This window comes from Snodgrassella alvi (assembly GCF_002777425.1).
Lineage (GTDB): Bacteria > Pseudomonadota > Gammaproteobacteria > Burkholderiales > Neisseriaceae > Snodgrassella > Snodgrassella alvi_B.
The window spans coordinates 39,393-63,071 of sequence record NZ_MDVC01000057.1; the positions used below are offsets into that span (position 1 = coordinate 39,393).

Annotated in this window: 24 protein-coding genes and 1 pseudogene; 8 read left to right on the forward strand and 17 right to left on the reverse strand. The window is 43.9% G+C overall.

Going from position 1 to position 23,679, the window contains the following annotated elements:
- Nucleotides 1-84 precede the first annotated feature (84 nt).
- Both BGI33_RS13055 and BGI33_RS05415 read right to left on the reverse strand, forming a co-directional pair.
- On the reverse strand, nt 85-261 hold the full coding sequence (locus BGI33_RS13055) for a hypothetical protein (protein ID WP_180297018.1): 177 nt from the start codon (nt 259-261) through the stop codon (nt 85-87).
- 571 nt (nt 262-832) lie between these two features.
- Entirely contained in the window at nt 833-1,351 is a 519-nt protein-coding gene (locus tag BGI33_RS05415) for a TlpA disulfide reductase family protein (protein ID WP_100090278.1), read from the reverse strand.
- 277 nt (nt 1,352-1,628) lie between these two features.
- Between BGI33_RS05415 and arsC the strand changes: the two genes are divergently transcribed.
- From arsC to BGI33_RS05445, 6 genes are all read left to right on the forward strand, one after another.
- On the forward strand, nt 1,629-1,985 hold the full coding sequence (gene arsC, locus BGI33_RS05420; RefSeq protein WP_100090279.1) for an arsenate reductase (glutaredoxin): 357 nt from the start codon (nt 1,629-1,631) through the stop codon (nt 1,983-1,985).
- A complete protein-coding gene (locus BGI33_RS05425; protein ID WP_100090280.1) occupies nt 1,986-2,645 on the forward strand; it encodes a YdcF family protein in 660 nt (219 codons plus the stop codon).
- Between the two features lie 322 nt (nt 2,646-2,967).
- Nucleotides 2,968-4,257, forward strand: a complete 1,290-nt coding sequence (gene hemL / locus BGI33_RS05430) for a glutamate-1-semialdehyde 2,1-aminomutase (RefSeq protein WP_100090281.1) — start codon at nt 2,968-2,970, stop codon at nt 4,255-4,257.
- Between the two features lie 690 nt (nt 4,258-4,947).
- On the forward strand, nt 4,948-5,235 hold the full coding sequence (locus BGI33_RS05435; protein ID WP_100090282.1) for an acid-shock protein: 288 nt from the start codon (nt 4,948-4,950) through the stop codon (nt 5,233-5,235).
- A gap of 128 nt (nt 5,236-5,363) precedes the next feature.
- Nucleotides 5,364-6,026, forward strand: a complete 663-nt coding sequence (locus tag BGI33_RS05440; protein WP_100090321.1) for a response regulator — start codon at nt 5,364-5,366, stop codon at nt 6,024-6,026.
- Nucleotides 6,002-7,393 (forward strand): ATP-binding protein, encoded by a 1,392-nt coding sequence (locus BGI33_RS05445; RefSeq protein ID WP_100090283.1) that lies wholly within the window; start codon nt 6,002-6,004, stop codon nt 7,391-7,393. Before BGI33_RS05440 ends, BGI33_RS05445 begins: the two co-directional genes overlap by 25 nt.
- Nucleotides 7,394-7,715: 322 nt before the next feature.
- Here BGI33_RS05445 and upp read toward each other — a convergent pair whose 3' ends face one another.
- The 6 genes from upp to murI all read right to left on the reverse strand — a co-directional run bounded on the left by upp (nt 7,716) and on the right by murI (nt 12,190).
- The gene (gene upp / locus BGI33_RS05450; RefSeq protein ID WP_100090322.1) at nt 7,716-8,348 is read right to left on the reverse strand and encodes a uracil phosphoribosyltransferase; all 633 of its coding nucleotides are present in this window, start codon (nt 8,346-8,348) and stop codon (nt 7,716-7,718) included.
- Between the two features lie 74 nt (nt 8,349-8,422).
- On the reverse strand, nt 8,423-8,734 hold the full coding sequence (gene grxD / locus BGI33_RS05455; protein WP_100090284.1) for a Grx4 family monothiol glutaredoxin: 312 nt from the start codon (nt 8,732-8,734) through the stop codon (nt 8,423-8,425).
- Nucleotides 8,735-8,752: 18 nt separating this feature from the next.
- Nucleotides 8,753-10,015 carry an RsmB/NOP family class I SAM-dependent RNA methyltransferase gene (locus BGI33_RS05460; RefSeq protein ID WP_100090323.1) on the reverse strand — a complete coding sequence of 421 codons (1,263 nt, stop codon included), beginning with the start codon at nt 10,013-10,015 and terminating at the stop codon, nt 8,753-8,755.
- A gap of 9 nt (nt 10,016-10,024) precedes the next feature.
- The gene (locus BGI33_RS05465) at nt 10,025-10,699 is read right to left on the reverse strand and encodes a DUF3108 domain-containing protein (RefSeq protein ID WP_100090285.1); all 675 of its coding nucleotides are present in this window, start codon (nt 10,697-10,699) and stop codon (nt 10,025-10,027) included.
- 17 nt (nt 10,700-10,716) lie between these two features.
- Nucleotides 10,717-11,349, reverse strand: coding sequence for a phosphoribosylglycinamide formyltransferase (gene purN, locus BGI33_RS05470; protein WP_100090286.1), 633 nt, complete (start codon nt 11,347-11,349; stop codon nt 10,717-10,719).
- 31 nt (nt 11,350-11,380) lie between these two features.
- On the reverse strand, nt 11,381-12,190 hold the full coding sequence (gene murI / locus BGI33_RS05475; RefSeq protein ID WP_100090324.1) for a glutamate racemase: 810 nt from the start codon (nt 12,188-12,190) through the stop codon (nt 11,381-11,383).
- A gap of 234 nt (nt 12,191-12,424) precedes the next feature.
- Here murI and tsaE point away from each other — a divergent pair, with 234 nt between their 5' ends.
- Both tsaE and BGI33_RS05490 read left to right on the forward strand, forming a co-directional pair.
- Nucleotides 12,425-12,895 (forward strand): tRNA (adenosine(37)-N6)-threonylcarbamoyltransferase complex ATPase subunit type 1 TsaE, encoded by a 471-nt coding sequence (tsaE, locus tag BGI33_RS05485; protein ID WP_100090288.1) that lies wholly within the window; start codon nt 12,425-12,427, stop codon nt 12,893-12,895.
- A gap of 3 nt (nt 12,896-12,898) precedes the next feature.
- Nucleotides 12,899-14,218, forward strand: coding sequence for an N-acetylmuramoyl-L-alanine amidase (locus tag BGI33_RS05490; RefSeq protein ID WP_100090289.1), 1,320 nt, complete (start codon nt 12,899-12,901; stop codon nt 14,216-14,218).
- 630 nt (nt 14,219-14,848) lie between these two features.
- On the opposite strand, the gene BGI33_RS05495 is transcribed toward BGI33_RS05490, so the two are convergent.
- From BGI33_RS05495 to BGI33_RS05530, 9 genes and pseudogenes are all read right to left on the reverse strand, one after another.
- The gene (locus tag BGI33_RS05495) at nt 14,849-15,625 is read right to left on the reverse strand and encodes a phage tail protein (RefSeq protein ID WP_218965142.1); all 777 of its coding nucleotides are present in this window, start codon (nt 15,623-15,625) and stop codon (nt 14,849-14,851) included.
- Nucleotides 15,626-15,631: 6 nt separating this feature from the next.
- A pseudogene (locus BGI33_RS13730) lies at nt 15,632-15,817 on the reverse strand (phage tail protein); the annotation flags it as partial.
- A 3-nt stretch (nt 15,818-15,820) separates the two neighbouring features.
- Complete coding sequence (locus BGI33_RS05500; protein ID WP_100090291.1) at nt 15,821-16,387, reverse strand: YmfQ family protein; 567 nt, start codon at nt 16,385-16,387, stop codon at nt 15,821-15,823.
- Nucleotides 16,384-17,436 carry a baseplate J/gp47 family protein gene (locus tag BGI33_RS05505; RefSeq protein ID WP_100090292.1) on the reverse strand — a complete coding sequence of 351 codons (1,053 nt, stop codon included), beginning with the start codon at nt 17,434-17,436 and terminating at the stop codon, nt 16,384-16,386. The genes BGI33_RS05500 and BGI33_RS05505 overlap by 4 nt, the downstream gene beginning before the upstream one ends.
- Before the next feature lie 25 nt (nt 17,437-17,461).
- A complete protein-coding gene (locus BGI33_RS05510; RefSeq protein ID WP_100090293.1) occupies nt 17,462-17,812 on the reverse strand; it encodes a phage GP46 family protein in 351 nt (116 codons plus the stop codon).
- Between the two features lie 78 nt (nt 17,813-17,890).
- A complete protein-coding gene (locus BGI33_RS05515) occupies nt 17,891-18,571 on the reverse strand; it encodes a phage baseplate assembly protein V (RefSeq protein WP_100090294.1) in 681 nt (226 codons plus the stop codon).
- 44 nt (nt 18,572-18,615) lie between these two features.
- Complete coding sequence (locus BGI33_RS05520; protein ID WP_257378971.1) at nt 18,616-19,755, reverse strand: phage baseplate assembly protein; 1,140 nt, start codon at nt 19,753-19,755, stop codon at nt 18,616-18,618.
- Entirely contained in the window at nt 19,745-21,073 is a 1,329-nt protein-coding gene (locus tag BGI33_RS05525; RefSeq protein ID WP_100090295.1) for a DNA circularization protein, read from the reverse strand. Before BGI33_RS05525 ends, BGI33_RS05520 begins: the two co-directional genes overlap by 11 nt.
- Nucleotides 21,073-23,601, reverse strand: coding sequence for a phage tail tape measure protein (locus tag BGI33_RS05530; protein WP_144235368.1), 2,529 nt, complete (start codon nt 23,599-23,601; stop codon nt 21,073-21,075). Before BGI33_RS05530 ends, BGI33_RS05525 begins: the two co-directional genes overlap by 1 nt.
- Nucleotides 23,602-23,679 lie beyond the last annotated feature (78 nt).

Here is a 23,679-nt window from a genome sequence, read left to right on the forward strand (position 1 = left end):
AAAAATTTGATGACTTTCGCTTTTACTTAATAATCTGAGTATCCACATAATCCATACTAATATCCTGATAACAGGCACGGTGAGTCAGATACCCCCCTGCACCAAAAAATCTACACCGGCTTTTGCCACAGCCAATATTGTATCCGCACGCAGATTATCTAAAGCCTCAGTCTGATACTGTACTTTACACCTGCTTACTGCCTTGTGCGGTTCTTCTATCGACATATTACCTAGCAATACCAAGCCGATATCGATACGCAACTCCCAGAATATCCGCTTCCACCGCTATCAGATGGCCAGCATCAACTTGGGCTTGACGCACAGTGGTCACAATAGCATTTCCGTGCCAAAGCAATATAATTATCTTTAAATTAAAATAACAATATACAGACCTATGCAGTAATTTCAGCTACAGCCCATTTCTTACTGCATAATTTGGAATTGCGTATACGCCAGCACCACCACCGATAGCTGGTCACACTGATGTATCTCAACTGTATATCATTGGTAAAACAGCCACCCATAGCAGACTGCATGGCACTAATCATATGGCCAGTAATTCCTCCGCTTGAATGTGTTGTAATCCAACGGATTGCCGCCGCTGTTATTGCAGCACCACCACAACAATCTCTGGCGGAACCGCTAAATTTGGATACAAATCTGCCCAATTTCCAATAGCAGGAGCTTTTACCATCCGTACACACCGATTTGTATCCAAACAGCCCAATCTGAATAAACTAACACTGGAAACCCCGCCTTACTGCTGGAGCAAGCTGACCTTAATCAGCAAATAAATTGGGGGATGCATTTTATTCTTGACCGGCAAGAGAAGTTATAAGTGAACTTTACGTTGCGCACACTGTTTTCTGGCTGCTTCAACTGCCTGATTGAGTCTGGCTTCAGTAAGCGAGCCCAGCAATGCCTGCTGAAACCCGCATCTGGGGGCCCGTACCTGTGTAAATGGTACACCACCAATCCCATTGCCTAATTGCTTCATCCAGGCACGGCTATCTGTACCGGTATAACGATACAATGGATATCGTACAGGCACTCGCTGAGTAAAACGTTGTAAATTAGCATCAGTATCCAGAGCCACCCCTACCACAGCAACCGTACCTTTACCAGAACGTTGTTGCTGCTGATACCAGCGTGACAACATGGGCATTTCTTTCCGGCAGGGCGTACACCAGGTTGCCCAGATATTGACCACAAGTATCGGCTTATCCTTTGGTAAAACTGCAGCCTTACCCTGAGGCCAGCTTTGCAATTCTGCGGCCTGTAAACGAATACAACCTAAAAACAACACACTAAATAAAAATATTTTTTTTAAAAGCCCGGCTGACTGAGACATATCCTTACCTGAATATTACATTTTAATAGCATTAATTATAGAATACTTCATATATAATTTAGCAGCACAAATAATAGGGAAGCAGTTAGCTTTCATTTCTATTCTTCTATCCTGCAGCAATCCACTGAATTATGTAACTAAAATCAGATAATCCATTTACATCAATCACAAAAATCAGCTTAACCCTTAAAATAATTAATAATACTTGTCAAAATTGAAAGTTTCGTCCACACTTCCAATTTAGATTTTTCATTTCTTTAGAAGTTCAGGGATAATCATGACAAATACCGTCATACTGTACCACAACCCGAATTGTTCCAAATCACGCGCTGCTTTGTCCTTACTTCAGGTACGCAACGTCGACACCAAAGTTATCCCCTACCTGACCGAACCATTAACCGAGGCACAGATTCGCGTACTGAAACGGAAACTCGCGATTAACTCAGCACGGGAAATGATGCGCAGTAAAGATGATCTCTTTAAGCAACTGAATTTGCGCGAAGCCGATGAAGATACGCTGATAGCAGCCATGGCAGCACATCCTATATTGATAGAACGGCCAATAGCAGTAATTGGCGAACATGCCGCCATAGGGCGCCCGTTAACTAATATTGAAGCTTTACTTGAACAGTAAATGAACACCGGCACTAATTTTGGTTTCTGGTACTGTTTGCGTAGCGTTATCGTTGCCGGTAGCCTGTTTGTTGGAACCAATTTTGCCATTAGTGTTGCTACAGTCTACCAATTCAGCCATCCGCAAGTACTTAGTGAGGCCGATGCAGCAATCGTACTTGGTGCAGCAGCATGGGATAAACGCCCGTCTCCGGTTTTTCGCGAACGCATTAATCATGCTATCAATCTGTACCGTACCGGCAAAGTAAAAAAAATTTTATTTACTGGTGGCAGCCCCAAGAGCGGTTTTATGACTGAAGCCGCAGTTGGCCGGCGCTATGCAATCCGCCACGGCGTAGATGCCAGTGATATTATCTACGAAAACCATTCGCGTGATACCTGGCAGAATCTGGTTAATGCACAAGCTATTGCCGAAGATAATGACTTAGACAGTTTTATCATCGTCAGCGACCCCTATCATCTGGCACGTGCCAACTTTATGGCGCGCGATCTGGGTTTGAATGTTCAGGTTTCGCCTACCCCCACTACCCGTTATACCGCCACTCAATCTAAATTGCGTTTTCTGGCACAGGAAAGCTATACACTTATGATGTATCAATGGGTAAAACTTCTGGCACATTTTCCGCAGCTTATCCATAAGTTACACACCAAATTCTTGTAATTATTTCGAATTCACTATCTTCCTGTATAAACTTATTCAGAAATCCCCGCTTTGACAGAATCAGCACACTTCACCTTTTATTACAGGTATTTATAAACTGAAATCTGTTACAGCAAATTTCGCAAGGCTAAATAACTTCACAACTACTTCTCCCTGTATGTCATAAAAATACCGGTAAGCATAGGCAGTCATTTTTTTCCATAGCCGACAATACTGGCTAAAAAACCACCAAAGGCCATTAACCCTGTCGGGCAATCGATAGTATGATTAATCCCTGACATCGAATCATTCGACATATTTACTATTAGCAAAGGCTCAAATCATGGATCGAAACCAGCAACTCTTCGAACAGGCAAAAGCCATCATTCCGGGTGGAGTGAATTCTCCGGTACGCGCTTTTGGCAGCGTAGGCGGCATTCCCCGCTTTATTAATAAAGCACAGGGAGCATATGTATGGGATGAAAACCAGAACCGTTATATCGATTATGTTGGTTCATGGGGGCCGGCTATTGTCGGACATGCGCATTCAGAAGTAGTTGCCGCAGTGTGTCAGGCTGCCGAAAAAGGCCTGTCTTTTGGTGCGCCCACTGAGAATGAAATCCGTATGGCCGAGGAAATTCGCCATATTATGCCCAGTATGGAGCAAATCCGTCTGGTCAGCTCTGGTACGGAAGCCACCATGAGTGCCATTCGTGTGGCCAGAGGCTTTACCGGACGCGACAACATCATCAAATTCGAAGGCTGTTATCATGGTCATTCCGACAGCCTGCTGGTTAAAGCCGGTTCCGGTCTGCTAACTTTCGGCCATCCCAGCTCAGCCGGTGTACCTGAAGACTTCAGCCGCCACACTCTGGTTCTGCCTTATAATGATGTAGAGGCACTGCAACAGATATTTGCCAGCCAGGGCGACAATATTGCCTGTGTGATTGTTGAACCGATTGCTGGCAATATGAACATGATTCCAGCCTCACCAGAGTTTGTTCAGGCGCTGCGCACCCTTACTGAACAGCACGGCAGCGTCCTGATTTACGATGAAGTAATGACCGGTTTTCGTGTTGCTCTGGGCGGCGCACAGTCAATTCATGGCATCAAACCCGATTTAACCACAATTGGCAAAATCATTGGCGGTGGTATGCCTGTTGCTGCTTTTGGCGGTCGCGCAGATATCATGGCCTGTGTTTCACCATTAGGTGCGGTTTATCAGGCAGGTACACTATCCGGTAATCCGGTATGTGTGGCAGCCGGACTGAAAACACTGGAAATCATACAGCGCCCCGATTTTTACACCACCCTAAGCGCACGCACTCAAGAGCTCAGTAATGGACTGGCAGCAATAGCCCATGAAGCCAATATTCCATTCAGTACTCGCAGTATCGGTGGCATGTTTGGCTTTTACTTTACCGCCGAGCTGCCAAATTGTTTTGCAGACATGCAGCACAGCAATCAGGTATTGTTTAAAGCGTTTTTCCATGCCATGTTGTCACGCGGTGTGGCATTTGCGCCATCCGCATATGAAGCCTGTTTTGTCTCCGCTGCTCATAGTAGTGAAATCATTGCCGATACCCTCGGTCTGGCCGCAGAAGCATTTACCGAAATTGCACGCACTGTCTGAATATAATAATTATTACCGGCGTGCACCTCATTTGGGGCAGACGCCGGTATTTTTTACCTGCTCAGCAAACCAACCTTAACTGATAGCCATGCATTTCCAGTAATGCTTTTCTGTTCAAGCACAACACACCCGTTTTTTCATATTACTGAATCTATAGCGCTCTACTTAATGAACGCAGTACTTAATTTATCGGTCAATCACGCTGATAGAGTTTCTGACTAGAATACCTCCTGAGCAAGCCGCTTGATAAAGTGCGTACACACAAGATTTGTGTCATTGTTTGCCATCGACACTCTCGTTATTTGCTGCAAGCTATAAATCCAGTTTACTTATAGCCAATTGTCATAACTATAAATTATCTATTTTTCTACCTTCTTCCTTGCCTACCCTTTTAAATAGTGATTCACAGCAAATATGCTTTTTACCGCCCTTACATTTGTTGCAGTCACGTTCATATCCATGATTTTTCTGCTATATTTTCAGTACAATCAGTTCTTGGCAATGGCTTTAAATTTAAAGAATAAAATTAACAAAACCATAAAATATAATAGATATATTATTATATAATTACAAAAAATTAACAATAAAAAACAATTAACTAAGTCTCGCCTAAGTATTTAGAGCCATACTGTGCATTAACAAGAACCGAGATGGTTATTGTCCCAAATTACTTTTTAATGGAGATCTGTCATGAAAAAAATTACTGCTGCTGTTGTAAGTGCTATTTTCGGTTTAACTGCTGCTGCTTCTTTTGCCGCTCCTGTTGCTGCAACCACCACTACTACCACTAACACTTCTGCTTCTACTACATCCGTTAAACCAGCTACCACTTCGGTTAAACCTGCCGCCAAAGTTGTTAAACCAGCTGCGAAAAAAACTCACGTAAGAAAAGTACATGCTAAAAAAGCCCATACCAGAAAAGCAGATGCCAGCATGACTACTACCAAGCAAACCACCACCACTACTGAAATCAATTAATCAGCCAGCTGGTTAACATTAGAATAAAACCGTTTCAGGAACACTGAAGCGGTTTTTGTTATCATAGACATCTCTAAGCCTGATTTCATACAGGCTGCTTATCAGTCTATGTGGAAAAATGTTAACCCATGCGAATTCTACTTCTTGAAGACGACAAAATGATTGCAGAAGCGCTAAGCGACATGCTTCATGGTGCCGGTTTTGCTGTCGATTGTGTTACAGACGGCCTAGCAGCAGAAAGTGCATTACAACCAGATATCTACGATATCGCCTTACTGGATATCGGTGTACCCAAACAGGACGGCTTAAGTGTGTTGCGCCACCTGCGCGCCAAAAACAGCGATTTACCCGTCATCCTGATTACTGCCCGTGATACCGTAGAAGAACGCATTAATGGTCTGGACAGTGGCGCCGACGACTACGTGATCAAACCATTTGCTCCTGCTGAATTACTGGCCCGTATCCGGGCTTTATTGCGCCGGCGCAGTGGACATGTCAATCCTGTACTGAGCAATGGCATTATCACATTAAACCCGGCCACCAGAGAAGTTAGCGCCAATGGTCTGGTTACCCGCCTGTCAGCACGGGAATACGCTCTGCTTTACAGTTTATTGCTGCAACCGGGTACCATACTGTCCCGGCAGGAACTGGAAGAAAAAATTTATGGCTGGAATGAAGAAGTGGAGAGCAATGCCGTGGAAGTGGTCATTCATGGAATTCGCAAAAAGCTCGGCAGCAATGTCATTAAAAATGTGCGAGGACTGGGATGGCTAGTGGATCGACGCGGATAGTATCATCACTACAATGGCGTTTATTATTGGTTTTAACCATTGTGGTCACCTTTATCGCCATTATTGGTGACATTCTTGCCTATCAGACCGCTTTTCGGGAAACTCAGGATTTGCAGGATGCACAACTGGAACAGATTGCGCACTTACTTGACCCGCGCAGTGCCATATTGCGCAGAGATAAACCAGAAGACCTCAACTTTCCCGAAAGCACCAGAACACTGCCCAAACCTCGTATTCTGGCACAAACCCTTGATTCACCCTATCTCAATATCCTGATGGGTGATGACAATGCTGTACAGAATTTGCAGCAACTACAAGATGGCTTTCACAACTTTACCACCGTAGCCCGGCACTGGCGAGTTTACATCCTTAGTCGCGAACACGAACGCATTATTGTTGCCCAGCGCACAGCATACCGTAATCATATTGCCAAAGACAGCGCACTGAGTGTAGTGTGGCCATTTCTTATTCTTATGCCTATCTTATGGCTGTTTACCGCCATCTGGATTCGCCGCCTGTTCCGGGCAACACAGGAAATGAGTACCGAATTAACTGCACGTAATGCCAATGATTTATCACCACTGGATACCAGGCACGTACCCACTGAAATCCGCCCTTTCATCACCGCACTAAACCGTCTCTTCAGCCAGCTACAGGCTGCAATTGAACTTGATAAAAAATTTATCAGTCATGCAGCACATGAGTTACGTACCCCCATCACTGCACTTACCATACAGATAGCCCGTTTTGACGAACCAAATTTAACCATTCAGGAACAGCACAAACTTATTGGTCAGATCAAAGCCGGTATAGCACGCACCGAACAACTGCTTACCCAGCTATTATCCATGGCCAGAGCACAACATCAGCAACAACAGCACCTTATGCCGAATAATGTCTGTACTGCCTTGATGCCCTTACTACGCGACCTGATTGCAGAATTACTTCCTCTGGCTGAACAGAAGCAGCAGAACCTGAGTGTCGACATCGGTGAACACATCAAACTGCCCATCAGCAGCAATGATTTACAAACCATTCTGAAGAATATTCTGGTTAATGCCATCAAATACACACCCGCTAACGGTCATATATGTATTCAAACCAGACCAACCACAGACAACCGGCTGGCTTTATGGATAGAAGACAGTGGCTATGGTATTTCTGAAACTGAACGAAAGCTGATATTTGAACCGTTTTACCGCATTCTGGGCAATAATGAAAACGGCAGCGGCTTAGGACTGGCCATCGTTAAAACCCTGTGTGACCAATGGCATATAACCATTCAGCTGGCAGACTCAAACCTGATAAATAGCCAACATAAGCCGGGACTGGCTGTTGGGCTGATATTTAACATCTATAATCAATAAATTCAGACAAAACCCTGCCACTTACACCGGTTCATGTTCATTAAAACCAGATAGCATCAATAACAACCTTTATTTTCCCCTAAACGGATACAGAATAAAAACTTAAATACTCATTGACCCAAGCAATACTCAAAATATTTTTCTGCAAGGCTGATTGCAATCAAATGACCGATAAGATTTCTGCAAATTACTCTGTGCGCCAAATCTGATTTCATTAAGCATAAATTAAAAAGACAGAAGCTCACATTGAGCATTCTGTCTTTTAAAATTGGCAAATTTTTCCCTGTCCACCAACAGACTGATTTAAAAACCGGCCAGTAGCTTACCAGTGTTTGGTACCAAAAATTTTGTCACCGGCATCGCCCAGTCCGGGGATAATATAGCCATTATCGTCCAGATGATCATCCAGAGCAGCGGTATAGATTGTCACATCCGGATGTGCTTCATTAACCGCTTTAACGCCTTCCGGAGCTGCTACCAATACCAGTGCCTTAATATCCTTGCACCCCTTCTTCTTGAGCAAGTCAATGGTTGCATTCATTGAACCACCGGTAGCCAGCATGGGGTCAATAATCAGTGCCGGACGTTTATCCATCTGACTGACAAATTTTTCAAAATAAGGTACCGGCTCCAGCGTCTCTTCATCACGCTGCAAACCTACTACGCTGATTTTAGCCGTAGGAATTAAATCCAGTACTCCATCCAGCATACCCAGCCCGGCGCGCAGAATAGGCACCACAGTAACAGTCTTGCCTTTAATCTGGTAAGCATCAATCTCACCACACCAGCCCTGCATTTTGACAATCTCTACATCAAAATCGCGACTGGCCTCATAAGCCATTAACCGTGCCAGTTCTTTTGTCAGCGTGCGAAAACGATAGGTACTGCAATCCTCTTCACGCATCAATGACAGTTTGTGCTTCACCAGCGGATGGTCAATCACATTGATATTCATAGCCTGTTCCAAAAATAATTCCTTTAACACTTAAATCAAAATAGTTAGCGAGAAATTCCCCGAACAGAATTCAGTCAGACAGAAGCCAGTAAAGTCTGCAATTCACCTGCTTCATACATTTCCAGCATAATGTCAGAACCACCAACAAATTCACCTTTTACATACAGTTGCGGAATCGTTGGCCAGTCAGCATATTCCTTGATACCCTGACGGATATCATCATCTTCGAGCACATTAACAGTATAGAAATCCTTCAAGCCGGCCGCCTGCAAAATCTGCACAGCACGGGATGAAAAACCACACTGTGGAAACTGTTTTGTCCCTTTCATGAACAATACAACCGGATGTTCGGTAACAAGTGTTTTAATTCTTTCCTGAGTACTCATGTACATTCCTTATTTCATTTACTTAATGCGTGTTAGCACAGCGGCAAAAAAGCCGTCTGTATGATGTTCACTGGTATTCAACTGCAAATAATCACCCTGCATGGATGGCAAAGCAATACCCTTGAGCAATGTATGTACCGGCTCAATATGCCAGCCTGTATTGGCTGCCAGAAAATCATTTAACGGCTGCTGATTTTCAGCCTCTAGAATACTGCAAGTAGCATATACCAGTCTGCCACCCGAGCGTACCAGAGCAGAAGCAGCCTGCAAAATCGATCGTTGCTGTTGCTGCAATGCCTGTACATTGTCACCACTCTGACGATATTTTAAATCAGGATTGCGCCGCAAAGTACCCAGCCCGGAACAAGGAGCATCCACTAAGACACAATCTGCCTTACCTTTCAAGCGGGCAATACGCGCATCATTTTCATTATCAATGCGTTGCGGATGGATATTGGTCAAACCTGCACGCACCATACGTGGTTTCAGATTAGCCAGACGTTTTTCGGCTACATCCAGCGCATACAAGCGTCCGCTGCCTGCCATCATCGCGCCCATTGCCAGAGTCTTACCGCCAGCACCAGCACAGAAATCTACCGCAATCTGCCCACGTTTTACGCCAGTTAACAGAGCCAGTAACTGGCTGCCTTCATCCTGTACTTCCAGCACACCATCCAGAAACAACGGGTGACGGTTTAATGCCGGCTTATCATACAGTCGGATTCCCCATGGTGAATAAGGAGTAGCTTCTGCGCGTAAGCCTTCTGCCTGTAGCGCAACCAAAACCTTATCACGTTTACCTTTCAGGGTATTAACCCGCACATCCAGCGGCGCTGCCTGCATCACACTGCGGCCATAAGCGATAATCTGATTCTCATCCCAGTCCTGCTGCTGCAAACAATCAATCAGCCATTGAGGCAGCTCGGCAGCAGTTGTCAGCGTAGCAGCAAAATCAGACTTATGCTGCTTTAATTCAACCAGCCACTGCTTCTCTTCAGCATCACATAAGCTTTCTACAGCATGAATACTTAAACCGCGCCCTAAAACCAGCGCTGCCAGAGCAGCACGGCGTGGCTTGTTATGAGGTCTGGGCAGCATTTTCTGGATTTTTTGCAAGTGACGAATAGTAGCAAATACAGTTTCGGCTATTTCATGCCGGTCACGTACACCCAGCTTGCGCTGGCGCCGGAAAAAGGTCGACAACACAACATCTGCCGGCTGTCTGAACGTTAACACCTGAGCCAGAGCAGCAGCTGTCAAATCAAGTTGTTGCGCATTTATCATAATTTCTTAAATAGCCTTCCCGTCAATTTGGCCACCTTTCAGTTGCAAGGTATAAACCTTACCATTATCCATATAGCTAATCTGTACCGGAATATTCTCAAACTGCGGTGCAAAAGCATATTCCACCACATCATCACCACGACTGATACTATACTGGCTGATATCAATTTGCCGGCCATTAACCAGCAGTTGTGCATTGCCACGACTACGAACTGCATCCAGCAGGTAAACTTTTTTACCATTAGTCAGATAGGTATTTGCGGGCAATTTACCGTGATTAAAGCCTAGTTGCCAGCCAAGTGCAAACATATCGTATACCGGTCCGTTTACCACCATATGCTTACTGGACTCAGAAACCTTACCATAATCAATACCCTGTTCAGTAAAGCGCGCCTGTGCATAAGGTTTACCAAAGCGACTATCCGTATAGGAAAGCGGATTCAGGGTAGAACCATTTACCGTACCAGTAGAAACAAACTGCATCTGGTAAAAAATCAGATTAATTTGGGTATTAATCCGGTACTGCTCACCTTGCTGTACAAAGTCCATGCTTACCGGCAAACCATAACTGTCTACAAACTGCAATTGTGCCCGTTGCGGTAAATCGGCAGCCCGTGTTACTGGTAGCAATAGTAAACTTACCCAGACAAGCAATATATCCAGCCAGAATTTTACTTTCATACTTCTCTCATAGCATACTAATTTTTCAGGAAAACCGAATCATCTATATCAGCCATAGACAAATTATTAACTCGATTCCCCTCTACAACCAGCTTGCCAGCAACAAAATCAGCCACTGCCTGTGGCAATAACTCATGCTCAACCCGCAATACCCGCTGTGCCAGAGTATCAGCAGTATCATTACCTAGTACAGGCACAACGCCCTGAACAATAATCGGGCCGCAATCCAGTTGTGCAGTGACAAAATGAATGGTACATCCTGCTACCCGGCAGCCACTGTCCAGAGCCCGCTGATGCGTATGAAGTCCGGGAAAAGCAGGCAATAAAGATGGATGAATATTAATCAGCCTGCCGGCATAATGTTCACAGAATTCAGGCGTTAAAATACGCATAAAGCCTGCCAGTACCACCAGATCCGGCTGATAGGCATCAATCCGCGCCATAAGAGCGGTATCAAACGCTTCACGGCCGGCATAATCCTGATGGCAGATTGCCTCAGTGGCCACACCATGCTGTGCAGCCCATTGCAAACCAGCTGCATCAGCCCGATTACTGATTACCGCCACCACTTCTGCCTGCGCAATATTCGCCTCCACTACCGCCTGCATATTACTGCCACGCCCAGAAATCAGAATCACAATTCTTTTCATACCGCTTATTTTTCTCCTGCCAACAGAAAATCTAGCCCAAAGATATCATTTCCAACTGTTCGAGGCTACGCCCAAGAAACCGTTCCCCGATTGTCTGGAATCGCAGGGGAATATCACTTACATAGAAACGGTATTGCGCCTCCGTGTGATCCGGATTAACCAACTGCTGCTGTTGCAGTGCCTGTGCCGTTGCTTCTGCTGTCGTAATTGCTGAATCAACCAGTTTCAGTTCAGGTGCTTCCTGCCGGATTAATGATTTGAGTAATGGATAATGAGTACAGCCCAAAACCAGTGTATCCACATCTTCCGCCAGAATCGGCTTTAAATATTCTCTGGCTGTTAATCGTGTTACTTCATGATCCAGCCAGCCTTCTTCCACCAGTGGCACCAATAATGGACAGGCCTGTGAAAATACGCGTGTTTGTGCATTCTGTTTATGAATCGCCCGGGCATAAGCATTACTATTGACGGTGGTACTGGTGGCAATCACACCGATGTGATTATTCCGCGTTGTTTCCAGTGCAGCCTTGGCACCGGCATCAATCACATCCAGTACTGGCATGCCGCCGGCCAGTTGCCGTATCTTTTCCCGCGCCACAGCAGCTATGGTATTACAGGCCACAACCAGAGCCTTAACATCATGCTCCAGCAGAAACGACACAATCTGTTCAGTATAAACTTCAATTGTGTGTCTGGACTTCACCCCATACGGAACCCGTGCCGTATCACCAAAATAAATAATATTCTCATTAGGCAGCCGTTCCATCAAAGCCCGAACCACAGTCAGGCCGCCTACCCCGGAATCAAATACACCTATCGGGCGTTGTTGTATTGCAATCATTTGTCTCTTCATCTGTAGCCATGACAATTCAGCACACCACGTACTGAATCAGTCACAGACCAGTCATCATTGGGATTATAGCATTGACCTGAAAATATACTCATAGTACAAATCCGGCCAGACAGGCTTAAAACCGGCTTCTGACCTGCAACCTGACAAACTGGCAGAACTTTACTACTTTCACTCTTACAAACTTTATCGCATAATAAACCCGTTTTATTAATTAAACATACCATGTCTGCATCTCAAATCCATGAAATTGTTCTGGCCGGCGAAAACGATACCTTGAATCTGGGTGCCCGTTTTGCCCAGCATATCAGCCCACCTTTAATCATCTGGCTAATAGGAGACTTAGGTGCGGGCAAAACCACCTTTACCCGCGGCCTGCTTAACGCACTGGGCTATCATGGCGCAGTTAAAAGCCCCACATACAATATAGTTGAAACCTATCCATTTAACGGATTTCACCTGCATCATTTTGATCTATACCGTTTTCAAAGCCCGGAAGAATGGCTGGATGCAGGACTGGATGAACTCATCACCGCAGATAGCATTGTCCTGATTGAATGGCCGCAACTCGGTGGTGATCTGGCTCCGTCGGCTGATATCATCCTGAACATTATTGCTAATAGCAGCGGCCGCATAGTACAGATGAGTGCCGCTACTGCCAATGGCACACACACACTAGACAAAATTACAGAATAAACCATGCCTAACCATATCAGCCGCCGAAAACTGTTACTTGCTTCTACCGGCACGCTATTAATCAGCCTTACCCCGTTTGCTCGCGCCGCCAAAGCTGGCGCAGACATCGTGGCTTCACGCATCTGGCCAGCCACAGCCTATACCAGAATGACGCTGGAATCTACAACACCAATCCAGTTTAAATACTTTCAACTCAAAAATCCTGACAGACTGGTTATCGATATTCAAGGCTCAGCCACCAATCAGGTCTTGCGTGAACTGAGCAACAAAGTCATTCCCATGGATCCGTATATTGCCAGTGTTCGCATCGGGCAATTCAATCCAGAAACCATACGTATCGTGATGGACTTGAAAACGACCGTCAATCCACAGATATTTTCGTTGACGCCAGTAGCCAATTTCAAAAACCGGCTGGTAGTGGACTTATACCCCACTGCTACGGTGGCCATGGAACAAGAAAAAAACGATCCATTAATGGCACTCTTGCAGGACTATAGCCACGGCAAGGTCAACAGTGACGGCACCACACGCCCACAGGCTACCGCTTCCACGCCTCCGGTGCAAAAACCGCCTGAAAGTAAACCGCCAGTTATCAACCAGCCCCCAACATCAGGCAAGCCGAATAAACTCAACCGCCAGCCCGTTATCATGATTGACCCGGGACATGGTGGTGAAGACCCCGGTGCCACAGGCCCGTCCGGCTTGCATGAAAAAGATGTGGTACTGGCTATTGGACGCGAAGTAAAAAAAATACTGGACTCCTATGGCTACAAAACCTACATGACCCGAAATGAAGACATATTCATTCCGCTAGGTGTGCGCGTAGCCAAAGCGCGTAAACTCAGAGCCGATGTATTTGTTTCCATCCATGCTGATGCATTTACCAATCCATCTGCCAAAGGTACCGGTGTATACGCCCTTAATCCCAAAGGTGCCACCAGTGCAGCAGCCAAATATCTGGCACAAACCCAGAATGCAGCCGATTCAATTGGTGGCGTAAGTTACTCTACCGATAAAAATGTCAACAACACCCTGTTTGACCTTACCCAAACAGCAACCATCAACGATAGCCTGAAACTGGGCAAGGATGTTTTAAATCAGCTTGGCAAAATCAATAACCTGCATAAGGGCAGTGTCGATCAGGCTAATTTTGCCGTTCTGAAAGCACCAGATGTCCCATCCATACTGGTTGAAACCGCTTTTATTTCCAATCCGATTGAAGAACGGTTATTATCAAGCAGCAATTTTCGTCAGAAAATGGCCAATTCCATTGCCAGCGGTATTAAAGATTACTTATCTACAGCAGTCTTGGCACGTCGTTGATAGCAATGAATCATTTACTTCTTATACATTAATCAATACAGCAATTCTGGTATAAATGGCAAATGAAATGACGCTTTTACAGCCTGAATATCAGTTTTGCAACAGCTATTAAACTTCTCTTTTCGACGTTTAATTACTGGATTGACTGACAGTCTGTTAGTATTTTTATTACAGTACAAAATAGCGTTTTTATTAAATGATAATTTAATTTATCGCGCCTGAGTGCTTCGAGAAATTAAATATTATTGATTTAAGCTGCAATACAAATTACAGCTTAATGATTGAATTAGATTGAAAATAATCTAACATTGAACACATGACAGGAATATTGAATACCGATTGCAGAATGTATTTCAGCCTGCAATCGGTAATTCGCAGATAAAAATATAATGATTAATTGCTGCTCAGAAATAAAGGCTAACAAAAAAGCTGCAAGATAAATCCACCCTATAAAAAATTTTGTGCATTTGCCAATTATTGGACTACTCTATTAAACAAAGAAAAGGTAAATACACATAGACGAAAAAAAGACTATGCCAGATAACTTTAAAGCCTTTAATAGTTTAATAGTTTTTTGCGTTTTCCGACTAACAGCTTGAAAACAGCTATAGAAGAAAGGATTTATTATTTTTACATTTTGATACAGGCTAATAATGCAATATTGCGCGGCCTTGCTTCATTACCACCATTAAAATCTGTAGAAAATCTATGAGTATGGTTGCCATTTCCATCCGTTCTGAAGAAATGGTTATGGTTTCCTGAATTATTTGTATTTCCCCATCTCTCGGTATTACCTCCGTTAGATTCAAAATTTACCCCAGCCCCATTAGTGCTAATAGGTACTCCATGACTATGTTCCCCGTTGTATGCTGTCCAGCCTGTATGATCATGCCAGCCAGATTCTAATGTTGTACCATTATGGTTATGAGCTAAATTTTGGTCTGGTTGCCATGTGCCTAGAGCGCGACCACCATCTATGTTGCGCCCATCATCCCATACTCGAATAAATTCCCCGCGCAAATCAGGTAAATTAAAGGTAGTTTTCCCATCGCCAGCACCATATATTGTGCCAATTGCTGCAAACAAATTAGCATATGTCTTGCGTGATATAGCTGCACCGTTAGCTTTTAACCAGCCTGTAGGTTCTGTATTTTGGGCAAAAAACTGAATAGCGCCAGCCGGTGTAACATTAATATCAACGGTGCCATCAAATGGAACACCATTTATACTGCGCGCTTGCTGCAATTTTGCCGCGGCCTTTGCAATCCCATCTTTATCTAATTTTAATTCATTGAGGATACGACCTTGATTAGCTGATAATGCCGATAGCCTATCCTTGCTTATCAATGAATCAAGAACCTTTGTAATACCGGCAGATTCACCAGTAGCATCAGCAGGTTTATTCATTGATATCAAAAATTTAATAGCTTCCAAAACCTGATTATTTGTTGCTTTTTCTGGTTTTATTTTGGCAGCAGTCAAAATAGCCAATAGCTCAGTCTGCACCTGATTCAGCCAGCTAGCCGGCAATACAGTGCCCAGTTCGTTTATTCCATTACCATCATGAAACAGTCCGTCTTGCGTATCAATTGGATACATTTTTTATTTGTCCTTATATGTAAATCGTATGTCGGTAAATGCTGGTTTCAGCTCTTTTAATACAGTTTCAATAATGACATCACCATATGCTGTCAATCTGTCGCCAGCCGTTGATATCCCTGCACGAAAGCGGGTTGCGCGACTATCAGCATTTTTAACGTTTACCCACCATACCCACATAATGTCTTCACGCGACAGTCTGTCACCGGCACGACTGATACCCACCCGGAATGGCTGCGGCTCGGTTATGGTGATGTCGTAGCCAATTGAAGCGGCCATCTGCATAAAATAGGGAATACTCAAGCCACCGGTTTCGTTAATTTTGGTGATCACTGCCAGTATTCTTTGCTGGCCGTTTTTGCCGGTGCTGTCCAGATTGAGCAATTCCTCCCAGCGCACGATGTAATTTCCCGATGTGCGTGGGTCAATAACGCCCAGTTTACGACGGGCAGCATTTTGTATTTCATCCAGACAGTTGCCATCAATTGCGGCGGCATTTCTTACTGCCGGTGCAGTACGGTTGTATGTAACCGGAGGTAATAATCCCAATAAAGTATTGACGTAACTCATAGCAAACTCACATCAACCTTACCCAGCATAAACCATTCAATCTTTTTGCTTGTCTCTGCGATTAGATTAGCTGCTGGCTGAGTCATCTTGCGATCGGTCACCCCAGACACATCACTGATCACCGCTTCCAGCTGGGATGCAATCACGCTATCACCAGGCTTTAAAGCACTGAAATGCTCCTGCAAGGCTTGTCGGATATCTGCTGTCGCCCTGTCAAGGTTTGCATCGGACAAGCGCACTTTAACTTTAATATCAACTCTGGTGACATCTGGCTTGATAACAAAGCTGTTTTTAGCCGTTACCGGTCGCACTGAATCAATATAAGCCTGTACTTTGCTGACTATCTCATCACTGGGTAAATTATTATTGCTGGTAATGACAATATCTACCGTACCAAGCCCGCGGCGTAATGGGTATACATATGCACTGGTAACGCCATCCACGCTCAATGCCCAGGCCCGATAATCATATTTATTGCCTCCGGCAGGTGGCCGACGTAATAAATCCAATAAACGGTTCAATAATGAAGTATCGCTTTCAACATCAGTACCGCCGGTAGCTTGTACGATTTCCACATCGCTGGATATACCTATCGGTGCAGCCATAAATTGTGCTGCTTTATTATGCTGATTTGATGCAGAACCAGCCTCATGCGCCTGTATGGATAAAACAGCAGTACCCTCTTTACCAATCACTGCCTGTTGCTGCACAGTATATAAATGCTCACCACATATAATTTGTAATTTTGCTTCAATTAATGATCCCGGAATACCACGAGCAATAGCTGTTCCGCTGGCGGAAGTAGCATTTTTACGGCGTATACCACGCAGATTACAATGTCTCTCTAGAAATTCTGTATCCGCAGTATCCGGAAAAAACTGTCTTAATATCCATGCCTGATGAGCATATTGTCCCGTGGCACAACTGGCCAGACTGCTGGCTCGAATATAATTATCACTATCTGAAGAAACATCAGCTTGGGGGTTTAATGAAACCATATCACGCAAAATAGCGTGGCGTATTTCCTCAAATGTTGGAATATTGTGCATTTTCAAAATCCATTTAATTATTTTTTTAAATTACTTTAACCGGACACTCAAATATAAATTTTTCTCCAGTTAATTGCGTTATCTGTATATTCAAATTCAGCATGCCATTATGTGGTTGCATGGTGGCGACAGAAATATCTGCCGCACGCCCATCATCAATAATTGGCTGTAAAGCCTGTTGCGCATACTGTTTGGCTAGCAAGCTAACTGATTGCAAATCTTTTTCCCGTTCAAGCGTATACAACAGTGAGCCCAATTTTTTATCCGCCCAATAACTACCCAGCGGTGTCATCAGACGCAGATAAACTGCATTTTGTAAGTGATTTATAATCTGTCCGGTGTAATCACCTGTTCTGGTGTCTATTTCTCTATCCATAAACTACTCCGGTTATGTTATTGTTATAGTTTACTAAAATAACTATTTTTATCTGAAGCTGAAGAGCTTCAGCAACTATCAGACAGGCTTGCCCACTCTGACTGCATGATCATGCCCGGCCAGGCTGATTCCACTGGCTTTAACATCGCCGACAGTGGTATAGCTACCGTTAGTTTGTACAATATTGCCTGAAAATGTTGCTCCTTGCCCTCCTTTGATATCCAGTCCGCCATTACCATTGATTTGGCCTGCGGCAGTGATTTCCTGCGAGCAATTAACATTCTGGGCACTGATATTCACTCCCGCCTGAGCATCGATATTAATGCCAGCCGCTGCCTCAATTTTTACTCCTGCCGGTGCTTTAATATTTAAAGTTTCACAATCAATCTCAATCAGTTTGCCATTTTTTAAGGTAATAGAGGCGCCAGACTGGTTATAAACAGCTACTTCTCCTGCAGCCAGTGCTTTAATCCGGTATTCACCATGCTCAGTGGCAATAATAATGCCATGACTGGTCTGACCACTTAGGGGCAAAACAATGGCTTCCGAGCCCACGGGCGGATTACTAGTAAAACCAAATTGCTGTACCTGCTCCACATCCTGTAAAATCTCATCGGCCAGAGCTGCTACCTGAGCAGATTGTATCGGCTGAGAGGCATTTACCCGTGTCAGCCGACCTCGAAAAGCCTGCCGGACTGAGCTGGTGGTATTATTAATTGTCGTTCTGGTTTTATTTACCAGCTTCGCAACATAACTCATCTGACTCTCCAATTAAAATTTATTCCAATTAAATGTATACGCTGTTATATTTTGACCTGTTTAATCTGCCGGTTAGTCACACCTTTACGTTTTCCTTTACGTGATCGTGCTGCTGCGGATTTTTTAACATAAGCATCCGGCGTCCATATTCCATCCTCTTTTAAGCGCAGTTCAGTCAGCGTGCCGCCACTTCGATTCAGTAAAAAACGACGTCCCATCAGAAAAAAAATGGCATCTATCTGCTGGTCTTCATCAATCACATGCACACGTTGTCCGGGTTGCCACAGCAGGCCATCCTGAGTTTTATGATCTGCAACCGTAATGGTTAAAGTGAAACCTTCCAGACGCCAGTCAGAAAGCATTTTTTTTGCCTGCACCTTCAACTGTTCCAGATTTTCTGCATCACCGATTACTACTGTTTTCGGCTTGTATAAAACCATTGTTTCGTCTTTGTATACCCATTTCAAATCGTGTTTTGACGAATTGGCATAACGGGTGTGACTTTGGCCAAGAAAGGTAACTTCCGAGTAACGATTTTCAGTACTATACTCAATATGAATACTTTGAATATTACTTCGGCGATCATTTTTACTGTGGCACAGGGTTGCCACTGGCGGGCTGGCGTAATCAGCACCACCAACAACCAACGTACCATCTGGTTCCAGCCACACATGCAGGCCTGCCTTATAGGCAATTTTGCTCAATGCCTGCCATGCAGTTTCCCCGGGTTCGATATCTACTTTGTCCAGAACTGGATTTTTTTCAGCCTTTAATATCACTTTTTTGATTTGTGGCCAGGGTTCAACTATCTTCTGTGCGGCAGCTAAAACATTCATTCCTTTAACATTAATTTGTTTAACACTGCAATCCACCAATAAACCGGCAAGGTCACGGCCATTAAAACCGATACTATGATTGTTTTTATCAACCATTTCATTCTGATGGCCAATAATTCCGGTCATAACCAACTGGTTATTAATCAACACTTCACATTGCAAAGAGCTATAGTCGGCCAAAACACCCTGATTTTGGGAAACATTGGTTTCAAAACTGAAGGCATCAGCAGGAATCAGAAAATCACTGTCAATATCATAGCTAAGCCAGTCTTTATGTTCTTTCCCCCCTATTCGCACTACCACTTCATTGCCATATGGATAAGGCAACATTTCAGTTTCATTTAACATAATAATTAATCCACTCATTACGCTGAATAAATGATGGATGGCACAAATGAGGATTAAGGCGCATTAATTCATTTGCCCGCTCAATATCCCGATAAAGTAAATATGCCAACTGATGAATGGTGCCGTTAATATCTGCTTTTCTGGTACGCATTGGCGGTTTCTGATTAATGACGGCCAAAGCATAGTCATTAAATTGTGCGGCCATATTGGCCAGCAACTGAATCATTATCGTTGTTTGCGTATAAATATTGGCAGCATTAATGCTTTTGACATTATCAGCATAATCATAAGTTTCACGTAAAATATCTATTAATTTTTGAATACGCAGACGAAGATTATTATTTATATACAGCAACTCATTTGCTGTCACTATGTCACTATTCGCTTCAATCATCGTGACAGTATTCTGCATCAAAGCACCAATACTCAAGAATTGCAGAATCTGGGCAATCGGTTGCATCTGAATATCAGCAATCTTTTGTACATGATTGATCGCCTCTTCCTCAGTTTCCTGTCTATCCTGACTATACAGAATATTATCAGGCAATTTATTCAGGCCATCTACACGGTTACTGACAGAATCAAAAGTCTGTCTGGTACTTAAACTGCCAGTAGCAAACTGTGTATCACTCGCCAGACCTGTTGTCACCATTGTGGCTACAGAATGAATCAGCCTGCTGACGTCCTGACTGTAAGATGCAGAAGAAAAAGCTTTACTGGTCAAATATTTTATAGGATCAAGATCAAAAAAGCGGCGAACACTGCCAGCTACGCCACACAATGCGGCAAATACACCATTTGTACTGCCCCATAAAGACGAAACTCCCTCCCGAACGCTTAACAGCGTTTCAGAATAACCCAGTAACTGCTGTGTATACTTTTCCAGAGTATTCTGTATCTGTTCTAACTTGGCTAACCACTGATTCTCAAATAAAAATATCGGAGCTGACTCTTTTGCTTCAAAAAAAGTGATATCCAGTGCAACATAATTAACTGAATCAGCTTCAGTACGAAATGACCAGCTTGCAGCAATCATATTTTGTAACAGGCCTAAAACCGGATGAACCAATGTGCCTGCACCTGGTTCTTCCAGCACAGCCAGTAACTGTGATAACTGTGTATCAAAGCCTGCACCAAAATAGACAGCAGCAACCTGACATTGTCGTCCCTGTGTACCCAAATCCTCAATATCGGTTCCATTTGCAAACGGACGGCCATGCCGTACCAGTGCTTTCTCATTTTTATCACTGATAGAAATGACATCAAAGGCAACATTTTTGTAACTGGCCTTTTGCAGATTATTCTTCCACATAGTCATTATTGTGCACCTCCACGGTTATACATCTCCATCTGATTGCGTGAAACCAGATTGCTAATCACTCTGCCATCAAGCGTCACCGTAAGATTATTCTGAATAACCTGTTGCTGGTTCGAGAGAATAGTAGCTATTTTGTCTAAACGTATACCCAACTCCTGTACAATAGCCTGAAAAGCATTTTGAAATTCAGCACTTTGCTGTACAAGCACAGACTGCCCAGCACCAGACTGGCTTTCTATTGCGGGTAGATTAGCCGGAATATTTCTGTACGAAAGCATCATCGCAGCAGATGGCGTCATATTGGCACTTGTTATCAGCTGATCCTTTTCACAGGCAAACACTGATTGCCCATATAATGCAGGATTGAATCCATAGGCATGCCGAAAATCTGGTGTATACGGCTCGCTGCTCCCTACACCTGTTGTGGCTTTTATTTCTTCGGTATCCTTATTTTGCGCAACAGCATCGCCTACCTTCTCTCCCATGATGCTGCCGCCAATTCCGCCAAGTAGACCGCCAATCAGCCCTCCCACCGCAGTACCTATACCAGGTAATATTAGTGTTCCGATTGCTGCACCAACCTGACCTCCAGCCCAGGTTCCAGCCAGACCACCAGCGGTACTGGTTGCATTTTTTATCTGAGCCGTCTTCTTTTCTTCATGGGTTAAGCTGTCATCATTCTGAATCGCATATACATTATAAGCGCCACCAAGGACAGCGACTGCGGAATTACCCCTGCCTAATAACTTGCCAGGAACTCTAGCCGGAATCTTTCTGCCTTTCACCCCTGTTTTCCGACCGGCTGGCGTTTTTGTGCTTTTGTTTCTGTTCGATTTTCTTCTTTCTCTGTCAAAATCACCCCCTGAATCAATATCGATATCGCCTCCTTGACCAGACAAAGTACCCAATGCTTTCAGTGCAGTTGCTGCACTACCGGCGGCAGCGGCCAAAGCGGTTACAGCAAAAGTAAGAGTAGGAAATTCAGCTGATAACTCGGTTAACCTGGTTTGAAAATTAACTAACGGTTCTACTACATCACTTCTGCCCAAAGTAGCCAGAGCATGATTCTTTTCCTGCTGCCGCTCCGGATCCGCAGATAACACAGCTAACTGTTTGGCAGCCAAACCATCAGCATCTTTCTGCAACGCGTTTATTTGTGGCAGCAACAGATTATTATTCAAATTGGCATTAACAGCATCTCTGGCATCTACAGGAATAAAAGATAACAGCTTATTCTGACGAGCTTGCATCTGTTGCTGGGCATGTACATCGCCAGCATCGGCTTTTTGCTTTAAATTCTGGTAATTCCTGTCTTTAGCAAGAATATCACTGCAAACTTTAATCAGGGATTGAGCATCATTTAAGCCCTGTTTACTGCCCTGTTCCCTGATTTTATCCCAGTCAAGATATTTGCCTGAAACATCAGGGTCTTTAATTTTACTCAGAGTACTGGTCAGTTCCGGATTAGCCAATGCTTCCAGAAAAGCTTTAACGCTTTTACTTGCATCGTCATTAGATTCTGACTCTTTTGATGTAGCCTGTAAGGTTGAAATTAAATAATCAATTCCTCCGGTATCCGTTAGCCCCGCCTTTTTAGCAGAAGACAATAAATCTGGTAATTCACCCTGCAATTGGGCAATAGTAAATTTACCCTGACTGCTTGATGCAATAATATGATCAGAAACCGAGTTATAATCCTTAGCCTGCAAACCATAGTCTGCCAATGATTTGTACAGTCTGGCTGTATTTTCATGATCATACTCACCGGCGCTGGCAGCTGATCCGACCATGGTACGATGGGCATAAGGAATAGTTGCCTTAACCTGATCCAGAGTCATGTCCTGCTGTAACATATCAGTAAACAGATTCAGCGCAGCCTGTGATGTACCACCATTTCTGGCTACCAGCCCCTGAACCAAACCCTGAATTTCTTTTACACCCTGAGTTTTAATCCAGTCTGCTGATTTACTTTTATCAGTACCATATGCTTTTACTGCAGCCTGAATGACAGCTGAACGTAATTTTTTCTCATCATCTATTGCTGGCTTAACTGCACCGTAGACAGCTTTTCCTCCCTTGATAATTTCGCTGCCGACTGTTTTGGCCGCTCCCCATTTAGATGATTTTTTTTGTTGTTCTGCAATAGTTTTTTGTATTTTAGAACTTTTTTCTAATTCCTTATTTAACTCGCGAATACTGTTACGAGAAGCTCTGGTTGCATGCTGAATTTGCTTTTGAGCCGCAGTAGCAGTAGCGGTAAAATTCTTATATGCATTTTTGCTCTTGCCAATTTCCCGCTGTATTTCCTGTTCAGACCGTATTTCCTTCCGTAATCGCATATCCGCAGCACGTTGTTGCTCTCGCTGAACCTGCTGAATAATTCGGATTTGTGATTTACCGGCTTTCTCACTTTCCCTGACTACAACAGCAGCTGTACGCTTGATTTGCTGTTCTAATTTTTTTACCTCCTCAGTCATTCTGGTAATGGAGGCCTCCTGTTTTGCTAGCGACTCCTGATTTGAAGACATGTCAATACTCTCGCCTAATTGTTGATTATATTTATTTTGACTGATTAAAAATAATTGAAAGAAGTGAATATGCCGGAG

Coding starts and splice junctions, on each gene's coding strand:
- BGI33_RS05415 (WP_100090278.1), bottom strand. CDS start 1,351: ATGTCTCAGTCAGCCGGGCTTTTAAAAAAAATATTTTTATTTAGTGTG.
- arsC (WP_100090279.1), top strand. CDS start 1,629: ATGACAAATACCGTCATACTGTACCACAACCCGAATTGTTCCAAATCA.
- BGI33_RS05425 (WP_100090280.1), top strand. CDS start 1,986: ATGAACACCGGCACTAATTTTGGTTTCTGGTACTGTTTGCGTAGCGTT.
- hemL (WP_100090281.1), top strand. CDS start 2,968: ATGGATCGAAACCAGCAACTCTTCGAACAGGCAAAAGCCATCATTCCG.
- BGI33_RS05435 (WP_100090282.1), top strand. CDS start 4,948: ATGAAAAAAATTACTGCTGCTGTTGTAAGTGCTATTTTCGGTTTAACT.
- BGI33_RS05440 (WP_100090321.1), top strand. CDS start 5,364: ATGCGAATTCTACTTCTTGAAGACGACAAAATGATTGCAGAAGCGCTA.
- BGI33_RS05445 (WP_100090283.1), top strand. CDS start 6,002: ATGGCTAGTGGATCGACGCGGATAGTATCATCACTACAATGGCGTTTA.
- upp (WP_100090322.1), bottom strand. CDS start 8,348: ATGAATATCAATGTGATTGACCATCCGCTGGTGAAGCACAAACTGTCA.
- grxD (WP_100090284.1), bottom strand. CDS start 8,734: ATGAGTACTCAGGAAAGAATTAAAACACTTGTTACCGAACATCCGGTT.
- BGI33_RS05465 (WP_100090285.1), bottom strand. CDS start 10,699: ATGAAAGTAAAATTCTGGCTGGATATATTGCTTGTCTGGGTAAGTTTA.
- purN (WP_100090286.1), bottom strand. CDS start 11,349: ATGAAAAGAATTGTGATTCTGATTTCTGGGCGTGGCAGTAATATGCAG.
- murI (WP_100090324.1), bottom strand. CDS start 12,190: ATGATTGCAATACAACAACGCCCGATAGGTGTATTTGATTCCGGGGTA.
- tsaE (WP_100090288.1), top strand. CDS start 12,425: ATGTCTGCATCTCAAATCCATGAAATTGTTCTGGCCGGCGAAAACGAT.
- BGI33_RS05490 (WP_100090289.1), top strand. CDS start 12,899: ATGCCTAACCATATCAGCCGCCGAAAACTGTTACTTGCTTCTACCGGC.
- BGI33_RS05495 (WP_218965142.1), bottom strand. CDS start 15,625: ATGAATAAACCTGCTGATGCTACTGGTGAATCTGCCGGTATTACAAAG.
- BGI33_RS05500 (WP_100090291.1), bottom strand. CDS start 16,387: ATGAGTTACGTCAATACTTTATTGGGATTATTACCTCCGGTTACATAC.
- BGI33_RS05505 (WP_100090292.1), bottom strand. CDS start 17,436: ATGCACAATATTCCAACATTTGAGGAAATACGCCACGCTATTTTGCGT.
- BGI33_RS05510 (WP_100090293.1), bottom strand. CDS start 17,812: ATGGATAGAGAAATAGACACCAGAACAGGTGATTACACCGGACAGATT.
- BGI33_RS05515 (WP_100090294.1), bottom strand. CDS start 18,571: ATGAGTTATGTTGCGAAGCTGGTAAATAAAACCAGAACGACAATTAAT.
- BGI33_RS05520 (WP_257378971.1), bottom strand. CDS start 19,755: ATGTTAAATGAAACTGAAATGTTGCCTTATCCATATGGCAATGAAGTG.
- BGI33_RS05525 (WP_100090295.1), bottom strand. CDS start 21,073: ATGACTATGTGGAAGAATAATCTGCAAAAGGCCAGTTACAAAAATGTT.
- BGI33_RS05530 (WP_144235368.1), bottom strand. CDS start 23,601: ATGTCTTCAAATCAGGAGTCGCTAGCAAAACAGGAGGCCTCCATTACC.